This is a genomic window from Brucella tritici, assembly GCF_008932295.1.
GTDB lineage: Bacteria > Pseudomonadota > Alphaproteobacteria > Rhizobiales > Rhizobiaceae > Brucella > Brucella tritici.
Genome location: NZ_WBWA01000008.1, coordinates 189,968 through 207,883, shown reverse-complemented (window position 1 = coordinate 207,883; position 17,916 = coordinate 189,968). Strand labels below are relative to the sequence as shown.

The following is a 17,916-nucleotide window of genomic DNA, read 5'->3' as shown; positions in this document are numbered from 1 at the left end:
AGCGTGCACTGGAAACACTCGAACTGGTCGGTCTTGATCGCGGCGCCATGGAACGATTTCCGCACGAGTTCTCAGGCGGGCAGAGACAACGCGTCGGCATTGCACGCGCCCTTATGCTCGACCCCGATGTGGTAATCATAAAGTGCAGTCACGTTTTGCTCTCCTTCATTGAAGCGTTTCAAACCCCAATAAGGTAAGCCAAACGGCACAAAACGTGACTGTCCCAAAATCATCTGCATCTCAGCGATCCGTTCTTCCAGTGAGCGCGACCTCTTTCATGCCACCTCCTTTGTTGTCCGCAACATATCGGGGGCGAACTGAATGGGGGATGAACATAGTTCGAGGCAAAAAATAAATAAAATCAGTGTTATATTTGTAAATCATTAACCAAAACACTAACGGTCAACCGCTCGAAGAGAGACCATGTCTAAAGAAGTTAAAGGTCAAGCCCCGCGAACCGAAAATAGCTTCATCGATTGACGGATAGGGTGTGTCCGAAAACTTTGACCGCGGCTTCCTTCTGCAAAATCTTCCGACCATGGCAGCACGAGTTAACGCCATCGCTAACAATGCCGGTTTTGACAGGAGAGGGTAGGCCAGCATCTGACTTAGTGAAGTCCTGGAATCGCAGCAACCAGACTGCGAGTGTAGGTATTGGCCGGATTGCCGAAAATTCGGCTCGGCGGACCAGATTCCACGACTGTACCACGATGCATGACTAAAACATCATCGCAAATTTGGCTGGCAACCCGCAAGTCGTGCGTGATGAAGATAATCGCAAGGTCACGGTCCTTCTGCACTTTTTGCAATAATTCAAGTATCTGGGCCTGTATCGAGACGTCGAGGGCAGAAACCGCTTCGTCGGCAATCAGAATTTCGGGGTCGAGCATAAGGGCGCGTGCAATGCCGACGCGTTGTCTCTGCCCGCCTGAGAACTCGTGCGGAAATCGTTCCATGGCGCCGCGATCAAGACCGACCAGTTCGAGTGTTTCCAGTGCACGCTTGCGAACCCCTTTGGGTTCTTGCCCATGGGCGATAGGACCCACCATCAGGGACATACCGATTGTATGACGCGGATTGAGGGAAGCGAAGGGGTCTTGAAATACCATTTGGATGCGGGGGCGAAGCGGACGAAACTCCGCTTCCGATAGTGGAGCAATATCTTTCTCCTCGAAGAAAATGTTTCCAGAATCGAGGTCCGTCAGTTTCATGAGAACCCGTCCGAGAGAGCTTTTTCCTGAGCCGCTTTCGCCAACGACACCCAGAGTTTGTCCCCGCTTTAAAGTGAAACTTACTTCTTGAAGTGCCGGTACGACACGCTTTCGGCCAAACATGCCTGAACCAACGTGATAGGTCTTCGTCAGTTTGGATGCTTCAAGTATAATATCTGATTGTCCGGCGACTGTTCTATCGTCCTCGCGCATATGAGGAACGGCTGCGATGAGGCGCTGGGTGTAAGGGTGCTTCGGGTTCACGAGCACGTCTGCGGCAGAACCTTGTTCAACCAGATTGCCCTTTTCCATCACGATCACGCTGTCGGCGATTTCAGAAACCACGCCGAAGTCGTGCGTGATAAACATGACACTCATGCCTTTACGTTTTTGAATCTTGCGTATGAGGTCCAAAATCTGCGCTTGCGTCGTAACATCGAGTGCTGTCGTGGGTTCGTCAGCGATCAGGACATCGGGGTCGAGCGCCAAAGCCATAGCGATCATGACACGCTGACGCTGTCCACCCGACAGTCGGAACGGATATTGGTGTTGAATGACTTCCGGGTCAGGCAGTCCAACTTCGGTCAGAAGTTCCACAATTTTGGCCTTGCGTTTCGCAGCGTCACCATAATCATGGGCGACAAGAACCTCCTCGATCTGGTCGCGAATAGTCATCAATGGGTTGAGGGACGACAAAGGATCTTGAAATATGATCGATACAGATCTTCCACGCAAAAGCCTGCGCTGACGCTCAGGCATTTTGAGGAGGTCCGACCCCCTGAAGTCGATTTCGCCTCCTGATATTTGCATGGTGGATGGTAGCAGCCCCATGATCGTATTTGCGGTGACTGATTTTCCAGAACCGGATTCGCCGATGATGCACAGGATTTCACCCGCCCGGAGCTCGAAGGAAATATCGCGAACAGCGAATTGCCTGTCCATGCCCTTGGGCAGCCCAATGCTTAAATTACGCACTGATAAAATAGCATTGACCGACTTGCTGTTGTCCGTAGCTGAAACTGTGCTCTGCATCATCGTTGTTCCCGAAAATCAATTGTAGTGTGAGGGGCTTGGAAGCCTCTTTTTGTTGGGATGCTTTGCATCCTGGAGAGAGCCGCAAAATCTGCGGCCCTCGCTCGAATGCTGTTAGCCCTGAATATAGACCACATGCGTTTCGGTGAATTCATACAGCCCATGCTTGCCGTCGGCGCCACCAATGCCGGATTTGCGGCGACCCGCGTGAAAGCCCTGCATCGCTTCGAAGTTTTCGCGATTGATATAAGTTTCACCGAATTTGAGTTCACGGCTGGCCTTCATCGCGGCATTGAGATTGGATGTGTAGATGGACGAAGTCAGGCCATAGTCGGAGTCATTGGCAAGCTCGATTGCTTCATCGAGACTATCGACGATCTGGATTGGCAACACGGGGCCAAACGTCTCTTTTCGCATGATGTCCATGTGGGACTGTGCGTTGACGATCAGTGTCGGTTCGTAGTGGAAGCCCGACGGTCGGTCTGCAATCTTCCCGCCAGTGACAATTTTTGCGCCATCAGCTACCGCTGTTTCAACGGCCCGGGAAACCTTGTCGAGACCGGCCTGATTGATCAGTGGACCCATCTCTAGGTCGGTTTCTTGCGATGGGTCGCCATATCGGGTTGCTTCAAAGAGAGCTTTGAGCTTTTCCACCAGCGAGTCGTGAACCGGACGCTCCACATAGACCCGCTCGGCACAGTTGCAAACCTGTCCGGTATTGATGACACGTGAATCGTAGATGGCTTTGGCGGCAAGATCGAGATTGGCATCGGCCAAAACAATCGCCGGTGCTTTGCCACCCAGTTCGAGATTAACGCGTGTCAGATTTTTTCCTGCGGCCTGCATGATGTGCGAACCAGTCGCAACGCTGCCGGTAAAGGTGATCAGATCCACGTCCGGATGATTGACGAGCGCTTCGCCCGAGGATGCGCCGCGACCGCCTACCAAGTTGAACACACCTGCGGGCAGATCGGTTTCGGCCACGAGCTGCGCAAAGATGAAGGCGTTGATGGACGTTTCTTCGCTGGGCTTGATGACAATCGTATTTCCCGTAATGAGTGCGGGGGCCAGTTTGCGCGCGATGAGGAAGAACGGAAAGTTCCAGGGCAAGATACCCGCGACCACGCCGATTGGCTTGCGTAGCAATAGCATTGTCTCGTTCGGGCGATCACTGGTCAGGATTTCGCCTTCGAGACGGCGTGCCCATTCTGCCATATAGTCGATATAGTCGGCGGTAAAGTCAACTTCAACCTGGGCGAGGCCAGCCGTCTTGCCTTGTTCCTTGATGATGACATCGGCAAGCTCAATGCGGTGTTCCCGAATCTTCGCCGAAATCTGGCGCAGGTATTGAGCGCGTTCGATAGCGGGACGTTTCTCCCAGGAGGAAAGCGCCTTTCGGGCCGCTTTGACAGCGTGATCGATATCAGCTTCCGATGCGTCCGGAACGCGCCCCAGCAGGTCGCCCGTCGCGGGATTGAACACATCGACGTAATTGTCGGCGATGCCAGTAAAGGCACCATCGACATAGTTTTGATAATCGAGAGGCTGCGAGGAAAAATTTGCGGAAACAGATCGTTTGGATGCCATGATTGAACTCCTCCAGAGAATTAGTCTTCTGCCTGGTCGTTTTAAGCGACACTGCTTTAAGTCCCGGTAGACCTTTGCATGTCTGCCGGGACTTAAAACTCACAGGTCAGGGCTTGGGAACGACGGTTGCCACCTTGCGCAGAGGGGTGAGTACGTCGAGCGTTATGGCCACACCTTTGGCGATACGCACGATTGAGCCTTTTGAGACCTTGACCGGTTTAGAACCATCAAGGCTGCACATGGCTTCGCCTTCGATGATAACGAAAGTTTCATCAAGATCACGCGCCGGATAGGCGTAAAGGCCGGGTTCCGCCTTCCATACAGCGACCTTGGTGCCGTTTTCGATGTCGTCTTCCCAAATCATACGCGCATCGGAACCGCTATCGCGACCTTCCGCAGGGCGGCTCGGTTTGAAATCGATATCATCGGCGGTGTGGTAGATTGTAAGGCTCATGAATCCAGTCCTTTGGTTGATTGGTGGTTTAAAGTGTCTCAGCCCTGGTCGGAACGCGCATCCAGTGCGTCTCGCAGTCCGTCGCCGACAAAGTTGAAACCGGCAACGGCGACAGTGATGGCCACACCTGGTACGATTGCGAGCCATGGCGCCGAGGTGAGGTATTGCTGTGCGCCATTGAGCATGTTGCCCCAGCTTGGAAGGGGAGGCTGAATGCCATAACCCAAGAAACTGATATAGGCTTCCAGAAGGATTGCCCGCGCAATGGTAAGCGTTGCGGCTACGATGATTGGCCCGACGATATTGGGCAGAATTTCCCGAAACATGATCCAGCGTCCACGCAGCCCCAGCATTTTCGCCGCGAGGATGAAGTCGCGATCACGCAGAGAGCGCGTTTCTGCTTCCACGATACGCGCAACTTCCATCCAGCTGGTTACTGCGATGATGACGGTGATCATCAGTGGGCTCGGTTTGACGAACGCAGCGAGAGCCAGCAGCAGAAATATGGAAGGGAAGGACAGGAAGGCATCGACGACGCGCATTAATGCCGTTCCCAAAAACCGCCCATAATAGCCCGAAACGACGCCGACCACGGCTCCGATACAGGTTGAGAGTACCATTGCCGAAAAGCCGACGAGCAATGATATTCTTCCCGCCTGGAATAGTCGTGCAGCTATATCTCGCCCCAGAGGGTCTGTTCCGAAAATATGCGCACCTGTACCAGGAGGAGCGAAGCGCGCTCTCAAGTCAATGTAAAGTTCGTCGAACGGTAACAGATAAGGTCCGATGATACAGGCAAGCGTGAGCAGTAAGATCATGCCTAGGCCCACGAGTGCCAATCTGTTCTTCATAAAGCGCCGAACCACGCGGCTTTTCCACCAGCGAGGATGATCGAGGTTGGGAATGGCTTGTACTGACGTGTTCATTGTGTTCCCTCAATCCAGTCTGACGCGCGGGTCGACAAAGGCCACGAGCAGATCGGCGACGAAGTTGCCGATCAGAACGAGAACGGCTGAAAACATCAGCAAGCCCATCACGACCGGGTAGTCGTTGTATCCAAGGCTATCGAGGAAAAGACGCCCCATGCCCGGCCATGTGAACACGGTTTCGGTGACTAGTGCGCCACCCAGAATGGTCGGCAACTGAACACCAGCAAGGGTGATCATGGGAACCATGGCATTGCCGAGTACATGTTTGATCAGGATGCGTCGGGACGTCAGGCCCTTGGCTTTCGCGGTACGAATGAAGTCCTGGTGGATGACATCCAACGTGGCGCTGCGCATATAGCGGCTCCAAATCGCGACATTGACGAGCGCCAATACCAAACTGGGCAAGATCAGATGCTTGACGTAGTCGAGAAACGATCCGTCACCGATAGTGAACATGTTGCCGGCCGGCAGCCATTGCAGTTTCAGCGAGAAAATATAAATCGCCACAAGACCAAACCAGAAAGTCGGTATCGACAGAGCAATCATCGCCGCAATAGTTGCGACGTAGTCGAAGACCGAGCCGCGTTTGAGTGCCGTGTGAACGCCCAGCCATGTTCCAATCAGAATAGAGAGAAGAGTCGACCCACCCATCAGCAGCAAGGTTGCCCAAAGGTGTTCGGTTATGATCTGAAGCACGGGTCGGCCATCGCGATAAGAACTGCCCCAATCACCCTGCAAAAGTCTCCACAGCCAGTCTAGGTACTGAACGGGAAGAGGGCGGTTTAGTCCCATCTGTTCTGCAATTCTGTCCAGAGCTTCCTTGGTCATCCCGGGTGTCAGTGTGTATTGTGACAGGGGACCACCGGGTGCGAGATTAAGCACCATAAAGCCGATGACGGAAACGATGACGAGCAGTATCAAGCTCTGCCAGAGTCGTCGTAGAGTGTAAAAAAACATAGATACCTCCGCCGGAAGCGGGCGAATTATCCGGCACGTCGACTAATAGGTCGGGGGGCGGGCCGGGTCGCTTGGTGTTATTCTTGCCGGAGCATGAACAAACGGTGTGTTCATGCTCCGAAGCAATGAAGGCGCGGTGAGAAGGATCAGGCCCAGCGCCAGCTGCGGATGTTCCAGGTGTCAATGCGATTATTGATGTTGCCCTGGAAACCTTCCATGCCAGCTTTACGTCCGCGAACTGTTGCATATTGGAACATCGGCAGCATCGGTAGGTCCTTGCGGATCAGTTCCTGGATATTGAGATAGACCGCACGGCGCTCTTCCGGGACAAACAGTTGCCCGCCCTTATCGAGTAAGGCGTCAACTTCGCTGTTGGAATAGACCCAGGTGTTCTGACCCGTACCGCCTTTTGCTGGCGAGGCTGTGGATCGGAAAAAGTCGGAGCAGTCCGGATCTGGCCCGGTTAGTGGTGTTAGTCCCACCAGCACGGAATCGAATTTCGACATCATCCAGTACTCGCCCCACATGACAGCTGGGGGCAGATTGCTGATGCTCATATCAATGCCGATTTCCCGGAACGATTGCTGAATGAACTGCTGAGCCTGCTCACGGAGATGATTGCCGGATGTGGTCGAATTGCTGAATGCCAAGCGTACTCCGTCTTTTTCGCGGATACCGTCCGCACCCGGCTTCCAACCGGCCTGGTCGAGCAATTCCTTGGCTTTGTCTACATTGTATTCATGCGCCGGGAGATCGCTATTGTAGTAATAGGATTCCTTAGGCATGTAGGACTCGGTGACCTGCGGCAAACCGTAATAAAGCGCATCGATGATGGATGCCTTGTCGAGCGCGAAATACATGGCCTCGCGAACGGCGGCATCTTTGAAGAATGGCCGATCCATGTTGAGGGTCAGCGACTCGATGACAGCTGTTCCGAATATTTCGACATTTTTACCCGGCAGATCTTTTGCTTCTGCATAATGATCGGGTGTGATCCACTGTAGTCCTGCAACGTCGATATCACCGGTCTTGAACTGAGTATACAGAACGGTCAGGTCGGGAATGTACTTGATGATGACACGTTCCAAATATGGACCATCACCAAAATAGTCGGCATTGGCTTCCAGTTCGATATTGTCGCCAGCAACGCGGTTTTTCCATTTGAATGCGCCCGTGCCGATGGGCGCGTTGTTAAATGGAGCGGTGTTCTTGTCCGCGACCCCGTCAAACGCATGCTTGGGAACGATGAAGGTCGATGCCAGAATTGCTGCATAGGGCGCGAGAGGCTTTTCCATGCGCCAGGTAATTTCGGTTGGCGATACAACGGTAAGATCACGGATCAGTTCGTGTCCGGTACGGCGCCAACTGCGGAAATCCTTATCTGTCAAAAGTTCGAGGGTGAACTTCACATCTTCTGCAGTAAAAGGCTTGCCATCGTGCCATTTGACATCATCACGAAGCGTGACTTTCCAGTTCAGGCCATCAGCTGAAATGCCGCCGTTTTCAACGGTCGGAACTTCCTTCGCCAAAAGCGGATAAAATTTGCCCTCCGCGTCCACGTCGAAGAGTGCGTCAAAGACTGCAAAATGCACACCTTCATCTACTTCCACATGAAGAAGATGTGGATTGAAGACCGTTGGCTCTTGAGAAAACCCGACGACTACCTGTCCTTTTCGGGCTTCTTGCGCCAGCGCTTTGCTACCAAAGAGACCGGGGGTCGCAACTGTCGCCAGTCCCGCTGCACCCAGCATCATCAGTGCTTGGCGACGGGTCGGCCGGGTAAAACTGTTATTGTTTTCTGACATTTAATTTCCCCTTGTTTCGCCGTTCTGCCTTTATTTTTGGCGGTTTCGGCATGGTTTTCACTTGACCGCCCCTGCCCAACGGTCGGCATTCACACTCAAAATCCGCTGATGAGTTCGATCTTCGAACCGTCCGAGAACCGGTTGAAGCGGAAGTCTTTGGCATCGACCAGATGAGGACGACCGAGCACCATGTCGGCCATCAGTTTTCCTGCCGCGGGTCCAATCCCAAAGCCGTGACCCGAAAATCCGGTTGCGATGAAGAAGCCCGGAATCTGTTCCAGCGGAGAAATGACAGGCACAGCGTCGGGCGTGACGTCCATATATCCGGCCCAGCGTTGGGCGATCTCAGCCTTTTCGAATGCCGGAAATGCCTTTTTGACGTGAGACAGCGCATTGTCTGAAAGGCGCTGATTGGGTTTTGGATCGAGCACGCGATTGTATTCGAACGGACTTGGCTCATCCAAAGCCCATTTATTGGAGAGCCGCGCCTCGTCGAGGAACCGGTAACCGAGGCGAAGATTGAGCGAGCGCCATTCCTTCTTGAGTGCCGGAAGAAAATCCAAAGCGTATCGAAAGGATTTTGGCACGATGGGAACGACGTTTTCATGGCCCGAAGCAATGGTGTAGCCTCCGTCCTGGCGTTTGCGTAACGCAAAGTGGCTGGACCAGATGGCTTGCTCGGGTCCACCTTCGATCGGCTTGGTGCGCAGGACCGAATTCATGACTTTGAGCTGCGGCAGGCTGATGCCTTTGTTGCCAAGGAAAAGATTGGACCAAGCGCCGCCGGCAAGAACAACGGCCTGACACTTGATGTAGCCGCGTTCAGTAACAACGCCGCAGATTTTGCCACCGGCGGTGTCGATGCCTCGCACAGCGCATTCGGTCATGACGTGGGCACCGCGATCACGTGCAGCCTCCGCTATCGCGGGCGCTGCCCTTTGCGGTTCAGCTCGGCCATCGGCTGCCGTATAGAGCGCACCTTTGATGGAAAGCTTCGAGCCGGGGAACATCCGGTCGAATTCCTGGCGTGAGATCATGCGCGATTCAAGTTGATAGCCCTGCAGATTCTCATTCCAGCGTTCGTGCTGGGCGTAATCCTGGTCGGTTGCACAAGTAAAAATGATACCGGAGCGCTTGTAACCGGTATCACGCTGGATACGTTTATCGAGCGTTTGCCAGATGCGGATCGCCTCTGCCATTAGTGGCACTTCACGCGGATCACGGCGCGATATGCGCACCCACCCCCAGTTACGGCTTGATTGTTCGTGACCGATGCCGCCCTTTTCACAAAGTGCGACGCGTAGTCCACTGTCGACAAGTTCGAGCGCGGTGGAAGTACCTATTATTCCACCGCCGATGACAACGACATCGACCTCCGAAGGAAGTTCGGTATCTCCATGAAATGGAACAACAAAGGGTCCCGGCATCTGAAAACTCTCTTATGTGGGCTGTCAAATAGAACGTGGCCAATGTGCTTCTTTCTATGCACGGGCGCCGGTTCGTCGTTCGAGTGCGTTAAAGTGCTGTCATTTCCAATTCTCGCGCAGTCGAATGTAGGCGCGCTTGAGGATGTCCATTAGGATCCTCTGCTCGTTTTCGGGAATGATCTTGAAGAAATCTTCCGACTGCTGTGTAACGATGGTGCGCACTTTTTGCGCAAGCGCGGCACCTTTTTCAGTCGCGTAAAGTTCTTGTGCACGGCTGTCTTCTTGCGATGTTCTTCGCTCGATCAAACCCTGCTTTTCGAAATGATCAAGAATGCGCCCCATAGCGGACCGATCTTTCATCGCAAGTTCGGCTACGACAGAGGGGCGAATGCCGGGATGACTGTCTATAAGAAAAAGGGCCGTTATTTTCCCTTTTCCTTTTGCAACCTCTAGCTTTTCAAGGCGTTCGTCAAGATCACGTGAAACAGAAGAATCTATAACGCGAATATAGAAGCTCAGAGTATTCTCCAAAACATCGATATCAACGTGGTCTATTTCGGTTGGAGGTGTGATATATCCTTTTGAGATAGCCTTTTTTGCCACTCAATTCCCCAATTCTATTAGTTTTTCTATAGATGTTCCATTCAGTTTCCATCAGCTAATTACATTTAGTGGATAAATGCAACTATTATAATGGACAAACACAACTATTTTTTTAAGAGTGGAGCGAGCACCTAAGTTCGGAAGTGCCGTTGCGGGCCAGGCTATGTCGGTCTTGCGGCGGAATGTAAGGCTAAAAATCGCGACGAGGGGTCGCTGGAAATAACCAATAATCATCGGATCTGCCGAAGCAGGTTCTTGAAGGGCCGGTGCAGGCCGGATGGGAAACGCAATGGGTAAATTCTCGCCATTTGATACCACACTTTGGTTCGCTACAGCGGCAAGCGCTCCAACAACACAACGCTTACAAGAGCAGATTCAAGCCGATGTTTGTATTGTCGGTGCCGGCTTCACAGGTTTAACAACAGCGCTGGAGCTAGCGCGCGAAGGTATGAGCGTTGTTTTACTTGAGGCGCAAGAGGCTGGCTTTGGTGGATCGGGGCGAAATGCAGGTCACTGTACACCGACCTTCAGTTACTACAGTCTTCCCAAGCTTCGTAAGATGCTCGGTGAACCTTGGGCTGAGCGTTTGATAGAACGGCAAACCCGTGCCAATGATCGGGTTAAAGATATGATATCGCGCTATAACATCGATTGTGAGTGGGTTCAGAATGGTTACGTCATGGGGGCGTTGCGGCCCGTTGCAATGGCGGGAATAGAATATAAAAATCAAATCTATTCTGAAGTCGGCGCCCAGTGCCGAGTGCTGGGCAAAGATGAGATCGAGGCTATGACGGGCAGCCCACGATTTTATGGTGGCTGGTACCACGCAGAGGGCGGGCACATGAATCCGCTATCTTATGCGAGGGGGTTGGCGAGGGCGGTGCTACAGGAGGGCGGTCGCATTTATACAAGTTCCGCTGTCGAAAATGTCAGTCCAAAGAATGGCAAGTGGGAGGTCAAAACTGGTAGTGGGTCCGTGATGGCCGATAAGGTCATTTTCGCAACCGGTGCCTATACTGTGGGCGGATGGAAAAACCTAGACCGCAGTTTTCGGATCATGAAGGTCTTTGTGGCAGCCACGCAGCCACTTGAGCCCGAAACACGCAGACAGGTTCTGCCGAACAACACGACCATGCACGATGGGCGCGGCGATATTTATGTTTACAAATACAACCGAGAAGGGCGCATAGTTGCTTCGATGTTTCCGATGGGGAAGCGCGGTGTCGATCCGGTCTATACCCGTCAGGTCATTACCGACCGCCTCAAGTTTCTGCATCCGCAAATCAAAGAACCAATTCGCTGGGAATATTTCTGGTTCGGTGAGCTTGATATGCAGCAGCGAACCGTTCCGCGTCTCTATGACCTTGCGCCTGGCATTGTCGCCTGCACCGGGCTGTCAGGACGCGGCGTGCCGACTGGCTCAATGCTTGGCGGTATTCTGTCCGCATGGGCCTTGGGGAAGCCGGATCGCGAATTGTCATTAAAGCTTGAGCCGCTGCATCGGGCACCGTTTTATATGTCCTTCGCGCCCCAGATGCAGTTGCGCTATTTCCGGTTTAGCGACACGCGTGCCGCCCGCAAGGAAGGCGCGGTTCTTCCCCCTCATGCTTGAGATCAAGGAAAGTACGACATGCAAAAGAAACGAACGGTTTTGATTTCTGGAGCCAATCGCGGCATCGGCGCAGCGACGGCAAAGGCGTTTCTGGCGGCTGGCTGGAATGTGTCACTTGGTATGAGAAATCCTGAGATGCCCCACTGGGCTGATGAGCCCGCAACGCACATTCACACCTATGATGCCAGTGATCCGGAAATTGCAGATTTATGGGCCAAGGCCGTAGTTGAGCGCTTTGGACGGATAGATGCGGTCGTAGCAAATGCCGGAATTATGATACGGACATCCGTCGTTGAGGCGAGCGATGAGGATTTCTCTGCTCTGATAGACGTGAATGTCAGTGCGCCGCGACGGCTCGTTAAAGCTTGCTGGAGTGAATTGGTTAAAACAGGAACGGGAAGAGTTATTATCATTTCTTCCCTGTCGGGCAAGCGTGTGAAGTCGGCTGCTTCCGGTGCATACTCGGTTTCTAAATTTGCCGCACTTGGCTTGTCCCATGCGATACGCCATGCAGGTTTTGAACACGGGGTACGTTCGACTGCAATTTGTCCGGGACTGGTGGCGACCGACATGGGGAATGCCCTTGCAGTGAAGTCCGATGAACTAACCCGCCCGGAAGATATCGCAACTTCCATAGTGCACATCGTTGGTCTACCAAACAGCGCAAGCGTCTCGGAGTTCTGGGTTAATTGTCTTCTTGATGAGTCTTACTGAAGATCGAATTTCAAAAAAAGGAATCTATATTCGCGTTCAGATAAGCTTGCTGATCTGTCCCAGTCTCACATATGGCAAAAGGGCCTTAACGCCATGAGTTTTCAGCATTCGGCCAGCTCGAAAAGGGCTAGCAGCTTTCGAGAGGTGCCCAAGCTTGTCATGAACGGCCGAACTTAAGCGCGAAGCCGACATGAAAACGGTCGATCAGAAAACATATGGCAAAAGCTGACTTTTGCCATATGCCTTCTATTAATCAGTCCACGAAATGTCGTGGAGGGGCACCGTAACTGAGCCAGAATTCGGACCCTCTGACAGCTATGAGAATTGTCATGAGGCTTTTCACGTTTTCAGGGATGTTGTATCGTGCCAAAAAATTAAGTTAAAATCCGAAACGGTCAGACAATTTCTAGGCGGTCGCAACGGCATTTACTGGGAGATCGTTCACTTCCGACGGGATCACTTGCCTGGGTTATTCTCCGGAAAAATTAGGTTCGAATAGGCCGTTTCAAGCGCCAGAGACAACTCATAAATTGTTATGATTGTCGGGTTGCGCTGTCTATCTAATCCAATCTGAGAGAAAATACTTACGGCAGGTCAGTTTTGGAGCTGTCTAGCTTCAGTAGCGCTTCGGCTGCATCACCGTCTATGATGAGGCCGTTGACTATACCGCTCTTCAAAAGAGCTCTGGTAGCGATAGCCTTTTCCTGGCCCGCGATGAGCAGGACGACCTGAACCTTCTGCAATTCGGCAAATCCGAGAGCGATAGTGCGTTGGTTCATTTCATGGTCGACCTGACGGCCCTCCTTATCAAAAAAAATGCCGTTGGTGTCACCGATTGCGCCTGCGGCCCGGAGGCTTTCAAGCTCCGGTTTGCTCAACATGTTTTGGCGGCGCAACAATGAATCTTCTGTCAACTCACCAGCACTGATGAAACAGACCGAAGCCGTGCGGGCAATTTCCATCGCGCGCGCTACAGATCGTTGGGAAATCAGAACTTTTCTGTCCTCGGCAGAATCGGCAATGAACGGCACGAGGAGGAAAAAGCCCTGTCCGCCCGTGCGGCGTGCCAACATATGCACAACTTCGAATGGGTTATAGGCAGAGTTGGCGGTCAGCGATCCCATGACGGAAATGAAGCGCGCTTGCGGTGCTCGCACACCGGCAAGTTGTAGCGTCATCTGCTCTATCGTGCGTCCCCAGCCGGTGCCAATGGTCGCTTCCTGGTTGTCCGCAAGAAAATTCTTGAGGTAGGTCGCAGCAGCGACGCCAACTGCGCGAAACGAAACTTGCTTACGGATTTCAGACGCTGTGTCATCTGTATCGAAGTCGAATGGTGGCGTTGAAATGCAGAAATCCAGCCCATAGCGACGCATAAGCTCATTTTCGAGCGGCAGCGTACCAGCATTCTGATGGTCGATGGAGATGCTGACAAGGCCACTTTCGCGGGCTTCTCCGAGAATTTTATTAACGCGTGCTCGGGTCAGGCCCAGCCGAGCGGCAGTCGCCTCCTGGTTGAATCCACCGATGTAATATAGCCACGCGACACGCACCATAAGGCTGTCTTCAGATTCGTTCATCGGTTCCTCTTGTCGTTTTCCTGCGTTGATACAAATGTAATTTAGTTTGACATTTGTAACAAACCGTTGCTTAATTCGAACTGTTCCGGTGGACAAGAGCGCGATTGAGCAGGTGGGTCAACCGGAATGGAAAGCCGAGGTTAAAGCACAAAAGCCGCGTCTGGTTCGTGAGGATCTGAACCTGACAGGCGCCGAAGCGACAGGCTTGGAGGAGGGCGGAAAGCCGACATCATAGAAATGTCGCCGGAGACGCCCAGAGCCGGGGTTCAACAATGTGAGGCGGGTAGTGGGCTCAACCACGCCGCTACGGGGAGGAATAAATGAATACGGGATTTTTCAAGAAGTCCATCGCGGCGGTCGCTTTAACCATGCTTATGGGTACTGCCAGCGCATCCGCGACCAATGTAGCCTGGGTGCATTCCAACGCTGCTGCGCAATCTGAACAACGTGCCAAGGCTGGATTTGACGCCTGGCTCAAGGAAACCGCCAAGGATTGGAACGTCAGCGTTCTCGATAGCGGCGGCTCGGGCGAACGCACTGCTTCGAACATTCAGGATGCCGCATCGCGCGGAGTAGATGCCATTATCGTAAGCATGTCTGATCTCCGAGCATCGCGTGCAGCGATTGACGCTGCGGTTGCTGCGAAAATTCCAGTCTTCGCCATCGATAGTGGTCAGGTAGACGGTGTGCTCGTTGACGTTACAACCAACAACTGGGCAATGTCTGCTTCTGTGTCCCCTTACCTGCTCAATGAGATGGGTGGCAAAGGAAATATGATTTTCCTGCGCATGGCAGAGCATCATGGCACCCGCAAGCGCGGTGACGTTATGGCCGCCGTGGTGAAGGAATATCCTGAAGTGAAGGTCATCGCCGAACATAATATCGACTACACTGCCTTCTTCGAAGACACGACCAGCACGGTGCAGGATTATGCATCGCGCTTTGGAGAAGAAATCAATGCCGTGTGGGCACCTTGGGATGAACCGGCACAGGCAGCCATCAATGCACTCACCGCAGCAGGTCTGAAAAATGTGAAGGTTATTGGTATCGATGGCCACCCACAGGCAATTGAAGAAGTCTGCAAGCCGGACAGCCTGATGATCGCGACTGTTTCGCAGCCGTTTGAAAAGATGGGCGCGCAGACCGGCGAGTGGATCGAAAGCATCGTCGTGAAGAAGGAAGATGCCGACACCGTCATTCCTTCCAAGACTGTCTATCTTGATGCGCCGCTTGTCACGAAGCAGAACTGCAAGGATTTCCTCCCGAAGAAGTAGGCACCCCATTGCCTGCCACTGGCCGGGGCGTGGACGTTCCACGTTCCGGCCTTTTTTCAGGATTTAGAGCTGTCTCGGCTAAAACGGAGTCGTTGCAACCGCTCTACCTTCTTGTTTTTCCGCATGTCGTTACCCCAAAACTGGATCCCTATTTTGGAGGCATGCTCTAGCAATTCAATTCATGGAGTTCTTCGATGGCTGTAAGCCTTTCGCAGATCGTGATGTCTTATCCCGGTACTTTGGCGCTTGATCAGGTCAGCGCTGAATTCCGGTTCGATGAGGTGCACGGACTGATCGGAGAAAACGGCGCGGGAAAAACCACGCTGGTCAGCATTCTCGGCGGTAGCAAAAGCCCGACATCCGGCACGATAACGATTGATGGAGCTGAGGTGAAACTGAGCAGCGCCGGCGATGCCTTGCGCAAGGGGATCGCACATGTTTCGCAGGAAGGCAGCCTCGTTCCCGGTCTGACGGGTGCGCAGAATATTCTGTTGGGCGACGAGCCACGCATGGGGGTTGGCATCATCGATAGCCGGAAGCTCCTGGCCCGTGCGAACGAGCTGTTGGGCCGCTGGTTTCCCCAGGTTTCTATCGACCTTAATCAGCAGGTCGATATGCTGCCCATGGCCGACCAGAAGATTATCGAAATTGTCCGCGCACTGCGCGGTAATGTGAGGCTACTGATCCTTGACGAGCCGACGGCCACCTTGCCTGCTCGCGAAAAAGAGAGCCTTTGGGAAATCATCAAGACCCTGCCCAAACAGGGTGTCGGCATTGTGCTGATCAGCCACTTTCTTTCTGAAATCAAGGCGCTAAGCGATCGTATTACTGTTTTGCGTGATGGTCGTCACATCGCAACGCTTCAGGCTGGAGATTCGAGCGAGGCGCAACTGATTGACCTCATGCTCCAGCGGACCGGTGGTGTGGATGCAAGCGAACAGGAAATTCAGCCTGTACGTGCGTTTGGCAACGTTGTTCTGGACGTTAGCGACTGGAAAGCAGGCGGTGTAGAGGTCGAGCATTTTGCCATTCACGCGGGTGAGATTATCGGGCTTATCGGCCTGACAGGGGCAGGACATTTCGGATTTGCGCGCTCGCTTTATGCCGCAAGCGGTGTGACCGACGGAACGTACCTGTTTCAGGGTGAGGTGCAGACGAAAATTGATGCGCGGACGATGCAGAAAAAAGGCGTGGCACTGGTGCCAGACCATCGCATGGAAAACGCGCTTGTTGGCGATTGGGACGTACGTGAAAACCTTGCAATGGTGCACCCGTCTTACGCGACTTTTGCTGGTACCGGCATATTGTTCATGCGACGCGAAGCCCGCGAGGCAGACCGGATGATGGAGCTTATGAACGTCAAGGCGCATTCGCGCAGTCAGTTTGTTAAAGATCTGAGTGGCGGTAACAAGCAGAAGGTTTCGATCGGTAAGTGGCTTTACGGAGCCGACGATCACTATCGCCTGATGATCTTCATCGAACCGACGGAAGGCGTCGATATCGGTGCCAAGCGCGAAATTCACGCGCAGATGCGCCGTTTGGCAGAGAAGGGCGTTGCCGTTCTTGTCACCTCGTCAGACCTCATGGAAGTCGCGGATGTGGCTGACCGTGTCATCCCCTTTGTGAACGGACGTCCCGGGCCAGAAATTGGACGCGATGCGTTTTCTGAAGCGAAATTTATTGCTGCAATGGCAGGAGTTACCCAATGAACGCCCGATCCTCAGCGGTCACACCGCAATCTGCTCGCCATGCGCAGAGTTTCAGCAAAAAACTCAAAGGCGAGTGGCTGCTCAAATACAGTACGCTTTTTGTGCTTTTCCTCCTGTTCGCCGGCTTTTCACTCACGGTTGACCGCTTTCTGACAGCGAATAATCTTCTCAACATCATCCAGCAGATTTCCATGCTGACCATTGTCGGAGCAGGATTGACTTTCGGCTTTGCTGCCCGTGAGATGGATTTGTCGGTCGGGTATATGGTCGGAATGGCGGGTATTATCGTCCCCCTTCTGCTGGTTGCCGGCACACCTTTGCCGCTGGCATTGCTTGCCGGTCTCGGTGCTGGTCTGGTGGTGGGGTCCGTCAATGCAGCGCTTGTAACGCTGGTGGGGGTGCCTTCGTTGATTGCCACACTCGCAACAGGGTCCATTCTTTACGGCATCAACTTTTTGATGACTGGCGGGCGCGCCATCTATGGTGGTCTTCCGGCCAGCTATCTCTGGCTTGGACAAGGCCAGCTGTTTGGTATCCCGGTTCTTGCTTATGCTATGGTGATCGTTGTTTTTGTGGCCTGGTTTCTGATGGAACGGACCGTATTCGGCCGGTACATTTATGCGGTCGGCGGCAATCTCAAAGCAGCGGAACTTTCCGGCGTTAACGGTCGTTTTTATCGCGCTGCCGCTCTTGTGGTCTGTTCAATTTTCGCAGCCGTTGCCGGCGCGCTTCTTGCAGCACGTCTGGGCTCTGGCCAACCTAACGCGGGTGAACGCTATCTGCTCGACGGCCTCGCCACGGTGTTTATCGGAATGACCATGTTCCGTCCGGGTACTGCAACAATTGCAGGAACTTTCTTCGGTGCACTTTTCATCGGCGTCATCAATAACGGCCTCAACCTCATCGGGATGGACACATACATCCAGAGCATTGTGAAGGGTCTTATCATTCTCGTCGCGGTCGCGGTCGTTTCGCGTACCACCAAACTGAAGCTCCTTTGAGGAACTGCGTTAGGCATTGAACCA

General features: G+C 53.2%; 15 protein-coding genes. 6 read left to right on the top strand and 9 right to left on the bottom strand.

All coding sequences use genetic code 11. From position 1 onward, the window contains the following. A partial coding sequence (locus tag F9K91_RS11330; RefSeq protein WP_151677814.1) for an ATP-binding cassette domain-containing protein occupies window positions 1-197 on the top strand: 197 nt, incomplete at its 5' end. Window positions 198-608: 411 nt separating this feature from the next. Here the strand turns inward: F9K91_RS11330 and F9K91_RS11325 are convergent. From F9K91_RS11325 to F9K91_RS11290, 8 genes are all read right to left on the bottom strand, one after another. After that, on the bottom strand, window positions 609-2,246 hold the full coding sequence (locus tag F9K91_RS11325; RefSeq protein ID WP_235912891.1) for an ABC transporter ATP-binding protein: 1,638 nt from the start codon (window positions 2,244-2,246) through the stop codon (window positions 609-611). 111 nt (window positions 2,247-2,357) lie between these two features. Beyond that, complete coding sequence (gene aldA, locus F9K91_RS11320) at window positions 2,358-3,830, bottom strand: aldehyde dehydrogenase (RefSeq protein ID WP_151677813.1); 1,473 nt, start codon at window positions 3,828-3,830, stop codon at window positions 2,358-2,360. Window positions 3,831-3,936: 106 nt separating this feature from the next. Beyond that, window positions 3,937-4,284 carry a cupin domain-containing protein gene (locus tag F9K91_RS11315; RefSeq protein ID WP_151677812.1) on the bottom strand — a complete coding sequence of 116 codons (348 nt, stop codon included), beginning with the start codon at window positions 4,282-4,284 and terminating at the stop codon, window positions 3,937-3,939. Between the two features lie 38 nt (window positions 4,285-4,322). Continuing rightward, window positions 4,323-5,210 (bottom strand): ABC transporter permease, encoded by an 888-nt coding sequence (locus tag F9K91_RS11310; protein ID WP_151677811.1) that lies wholly within the window; start codon window positions 5,208-5,210, stop codon window positions 4,323-4,325. A gap of 9 nt (window positions 5,211-5,219) precedes the next feature. Then, on the bottom strand, window positions 5,220-6,170 hold the full coding sequence (locus F9K91_RS11305) for an ABC transporter permease (protein ID WP_151677810.1): 951 nt from the start codon (window positions 6,168-6,170) through the stop codon (window positions 5,220-5,222). Window positions 6,171-6,316: 146 nt separating this feature from the next. Then, entirely contained in the window at window positions 6,317-7,975 is a 1,659-nt protein-coding gene (locus tag F9K91_RS11300) for a peptide ABC transporter substrate-binding protein (RefSeq protein ID WP_151677809.1), read from the bottom strand. Between the two features lie 95 nt (window positions 7,976-8,070). Then, window positions 8,071-9,402 carry an NAD(P)/FAD-dependent oxidoreductase gene (locus F9K91_RS11295; protein WP_151677808.1) on the bottom strand — a complete coding sequence of 444 codons (1,332 nt, stop codon included), beginning with the start codon at window positions 9,400-9,402 and terminating at the stop codon, window positions 8,071-8,073. 99 nt (window positions 9,403-9,501) lie between these two features. Then, a complete protein-coding gene (locus F9K91_RS11290) occupies window positions 9,502-9,990 on the bottom strand; it encodes a MarR family winged helix-turn-helix transcriptional regulator (protein WP_412842162.1) in 489 nt (162 codons plus the stop codon). 304 nt (window positions 9,991-10,294) lie between these two features. Between F9K91_RS11290 and F9K91_RS11285 the strand changes: the two genes are divergently transcribed. After that, window positions 10,295-11,617, top strand: a complete 1,323-nt coding sequence (locus tag F9K91_RS11285) for an NAD(P)/FAD-dependent oxidoreductase (RefSeq protein WP_151677807.1) — start codon at window positions 10,295-10,297, stop codon at window positions 11,615-11,617. A gap of 18 nt (window positions 11,618-11,635) precedes the next feature. Continuing rightward, window positions 11,636-12,331: an SDR family NAD(P)-dependent oxidoreductase gene (locus tag F9K91_RS11280; RefSeq protein ID WP_151677806.1), complete on the top strand. Its 696-nt coding sequence runs from the start codon at window positions 11,636-11,638 to the stop codon at window positions 12,329-12,331. A 584-nt stretch (window positions 12,332-12,915) separates the two neighbouring features. On the opposite strand, the gene F9K91_RS11275 is transcribed toward F9K91_RS11280, so the two are convergent. Next, window positions 12,916-14,004 carry a sugar-binding transcriptional regulator gene (locus F9K91_RS11275; RefSeq protein ID WP_235912886.1) on the bottom strand — a complete coding sequence of 363 codons (1,089 nt, stop codon included), beginning with the start codon at window positions 14,002-14,004 and terminating at the stop codon, window positions 12,916-12,918. Between the two features lie 224 nt (window positions 14,005-14,228). Here F9K91_RS11275 and F9K91_RS11270 point away from each other — a divergent pair, with 224 nt between their 5' ends. The 3 genes from F9K91_RS11270 (at window position 14,229) to F9K91_RS11260 (ending at window position 17,892) form a co-directional block, all read left to right on the top strand. Further along, window positions 14,229-15,182: a sugar ABC transporter substrate-binding protein gene (locus F9K91_RS11270; RefSeq protein ID WP_104754004.1), complete on the top strand. Its 954-nt coding sequence runs from the start codon at window positions 14,229-14,231 to the stop codon at window positions 15,180-15,182. A 194-nt stretch (window positions 15,183-15,376) separates the two neighbouring features. After that, window positions 15,377-16,891, top strand: a complete 1,515-nt coding sequence (locus F9K91_RS11265) for a sugar ABC transporter ATP-binding protein (protein ID WP_151554727.1) — start codon at window positions 15,377-15,379, stop codon at window positions 16,889-16,891. Continuing rightward, window positions 16,888-17,892 carry an ABC transporter permease gene (locus tag F9K91_RS11260; RefSeq protein WP_104754006.1) on the top strand — a complete coding sequence of 335 codons (1,005 nt, stop codon included), beginning with the start codon at window positions 16,888-16,890 and terminating at the stop codon, window positions 17,890-17,892. Before F9K91_RS11265 ends, F9K91_RS11260 begins: the two co-directional genes overlap by 4 nt. Window positions 17,893-17,916: the final 24 nt, after the last annotated feature.

Excerpts from the sequence above, each read along its gene's own strand:
- F9K91_RS11325 (WP_235912891.1), bottom strand. The coding sequence starts at position 2,246 with ATGATGCAGAGCACAGTTTCAGCTACGGACAACAGCAAGTCGGTCAAT.
- F9K91_RS11260 (WP_104754006.1), top strand. The coding sequence starts at position 16,888 with ATGAACGCCCGATCCTCAGCGGTCACACCGCAATCTGCTCGCCATGCG.
- F9K91_RS11285 (WP_151677807.1), top strand. The coding sequence starts at position 10,295 with ATGGGTAAATTCTCGCCATTTGATACCACACTTTGGTTCGCTACAGCG.
- F9K91_RS11295 (WP_151677808.1), bottom strand. The coding sequence starts at position 9,402 with ATGCCGGGACCCTTTGTTGTTCCATTTCATGGAGATACCGAACTTCCT.
- F9K91_RS11315 (WP_151677812.1), bottom strand. The coding sequence starts at position 4,284 with ATGAGCCTTACAATCTACCACACCGCCGATGATATCGATTTCAAACCG.
- aldA (WP_151677813.1), bottom strand. The coding sequence starts at position 3,830 with ATGGCATCCAAACGATCTGTTTCCGCAAATTTTTCCTCGCAGCCTCTC.
- F9K91_RS11280 (WP_151677806.1), top strand. The coding sequence starts at position 11,636 with ATGCAAAAGAAACGAACGGTTTTGATTTCTGGAGCCAATCGCGGCATC.
- F9K91_RS11305 (WP_151677810.1), bottom strand. The coding sequence starts at position 6,170 with ATGTTTTTTTACACTCTACGACGACTCTGGCAGAGCTTGATACTGCTC.
- F9K91_RS11300 (WP_151677809.1), bottom strand. The coding sequence starts at position 7,975 with ATGTCAGAAAACAATAACAGTTTTACCCGGCCGACCCGTCGCCAAGCA.
- F9K91_RS11310 (WP_151677811.1), bottom strand. The coding sequence starts at position 5,210 with ATGAACACGTCAGTACAAGCCATTCCCAACCTCGATCATCCTCGCTGG.
- F9K91_RS11265 (WP_151554727.1), top strand. The coding sequence starts at position 15,377 with ATGGCTGTAAGCCTTTCGCAGATCGTGATGTCTTATCCCGGTACTTTG.
- F9K91_RS11270 (WP_104754004.1), top strand. The coding sequence starts at position 14,229 with ATGAATACGGGATTTTTCAAGAAGTCCATCGCGGCGGTCGCTTTAACC.